This window comes from Salegentibacter mishustinae, assembly GCF_002900095.1.
GTDB classification, from domain to species: Bacteria; Bacteroidota; Bacteroidia; order Flavobacteriales; family Flavobacteriaceae; genus Salegentibacter; species Salegentibacter mishustinae.
Map to the genome: position 1 here is coordinate 1 of NZ_LLKN01000005.1, position 2,088 is coordinate 2,088.

2 protein-coding genes are annotated in these 2,088 nt (G+C 32.4%); both read left to right on the plus strand.

Going from position 1 to position 2,088, the window contains the following annotated elements; translation table 11 throughout:
• Nucleotides 1–804: 804 nt before the first annotated feature.
• Complete coding sequence (locus APB85_RS17180) at nucleotides 805–1,311, plus strand: hypothetical protein (RefSeq protein WP_057482348.1); 507 nt, start codon at nucleotides 805–807, stop codon at nucleotides 1,309–1,311.
• Nucleotides 1,312–1,469: 158 nt separating this feature from the next.
• Nucleotides 1,470–1,991: a hypothetical protein gene (locus APB85_RS17185; RefSeq protein WP_103294506.1), complete on the plus strand. Its 522-nt coding sequence runs from the start codon at nucleotides 1,470–1,472 to the stop codon at nucleotides 1,989–1,991.
• Nucleotides 1,992–2,088 lie beyond the last annotated feature (97 nt).

A 2,088-nucleotide genomic window follows, 5' to 3' on the forward strand; every position in this document is an offset into this window, starting at 1 on the left:
TTACAGGCCCTGTCAATGAGGGTACTACTTTTTTTTCATAACTTTAAATATTATAATTAGAGATACTTAAAGGTAGTGAATAGTGATTTAGCGATCTCTTGAAGCTACCTTTAGGTTTAGTTCAACACCGTGTATAGCTCATTGCGGCTGAATTCCTAATCGGAATTCATTACAATTTGCTATCTTTCGGTTACGGCGGAAAAGTCCGTTGGACATTTTCCGCAACGAGCCATACACAAACACGTTAGCAAACAGTTCAAAATAAAAAATACAATTATGAAAATTAAGTACGAAAATAGTAGGTTGAAAAGTAATTTGGTTTACGGATCCTTTATGATAATCATAGGAATTTTTGCTGTTTCAATTAATTCAGATTCTATTTTTAATTATGCCTGGATTATTGTCGGACTTTTACAAGCTGGATCTTATTTTTACAATAAAAAAACATCAGTATTTAACAATCGATAATAACACTCTGACAAAACATTTTCCAATCCCCAAAAAAATAAATATCAATGAAATTAAAAAGGTGAGAAAATTTAAAAATTCCTACAAAGTTGAAACTAATAAAGGAAGAATAACAATCTTCAAAGACCTGGTTGAGAAGGATTCTTTAAGAAATTTGGATCATTTTTTTAATGGACTAAACTTAAAAGTCTGAAAACCGTTTGCTAACATTATATAAAAACCATCCTTAATTCAGTCTCAATTCGAAAGTCCGTGCTCGCTTGTTTAGCAGATTGTCCTGCGGACAATCACGCGCGCCAGCTCGCACAGTTTTTATACGGGACGTTACCCATTATTTTGAAAAAAACAATTGAAATACAAATAGGAAATGAACTACTGATCAATAAGCTCGGGGTGTTAATTGCAATTCTGGGAACTATAGCAGGCTTATTTATTATTGCGGTATTTGTTTCGGGGACATTATTACCAACTGAAATGAAATTTATTTATTTCGTGGAAGTAATAGGAAAGAATTGGTATATAGCAATGTTGATTTCAATTTTTAGTGTAATAATCGGAATTGAGATAAGCAAATTAAGGTTGTACTCAAAAACAAATTTGACATTAAAAGAAGGGAAAATAGAATTCATCAAAAAGGGACAATTGATTGAATTACCGCATTGGAAAATCAACAAAATATCTAAGAATAAAGGTTTCTTTTTCAAGCAAAACCGGATTAAAATAAAGACTACCACTTTCAAAGAATTTGATTTGAAAGCTGATAAATTTCTTTTTGAAAAATTGACAGAAATGTTTCCTTATAAAATCAGCACGGATAAAAAAACAATGGGTAACAAAATATAAAAACTATGCCTAGACCTGTTTCAATTCGAAACTCCGTGCTTGCTTGCTGCGCCTGATTTTCCTAACGGAAAATCACGCTTGCCAGCGCACAGTTTTTATATGGGACGTTGTGCATAATGTTGAAAAAACTGCTAACATTTATAATATTGATTTCTCAATTGTCATTTTCTCAAACGGAAAAAGATGATTACGAATTGTATTCTCTAATTTTAACCGAACAATTGGAATTAGGAATTGGAACGGAAAAAGATAAGATTGTATTTATTGAGCAGTTTATGGATGAATTTGATGGAACCTATCACATCTTCGACCACGAAAATGATTCAATCACCAAATCTGATTTGAGCTTGCTTTACAGTATGACCTCTAAAGACACGACGTTTTTAAAACGAGTAGTCAAAGAAAAAGAATTGAGAGAAGTTGTTGTTCAATTGACCTCGGATAAAACTGCCAATCCAAAAATTAAAGTGGATTTATTACGCACATCATCAATCGAAATTGAGACGATACCGAATAAAAAATACAACTCATATTTTAAGAAATTGAGATTGATAAATAGAGGCTGGAACGGAATAGAAAGAAAATACGGTACCAATAAAGTGGTTGAATTTTCCAAAGTCAATTATCACGAACAATTTGCATCGGCTTATTGTATGCGGCCCACTAACCACATCTTCTAATTTAGCATAATTTTATTTACTTGGCTACCTTCTGGTAAGCTTGATCTAAACTTGCTGTAATTTCTTGTAGTTCTGAGGGTAGAGATTCCGGATGTCT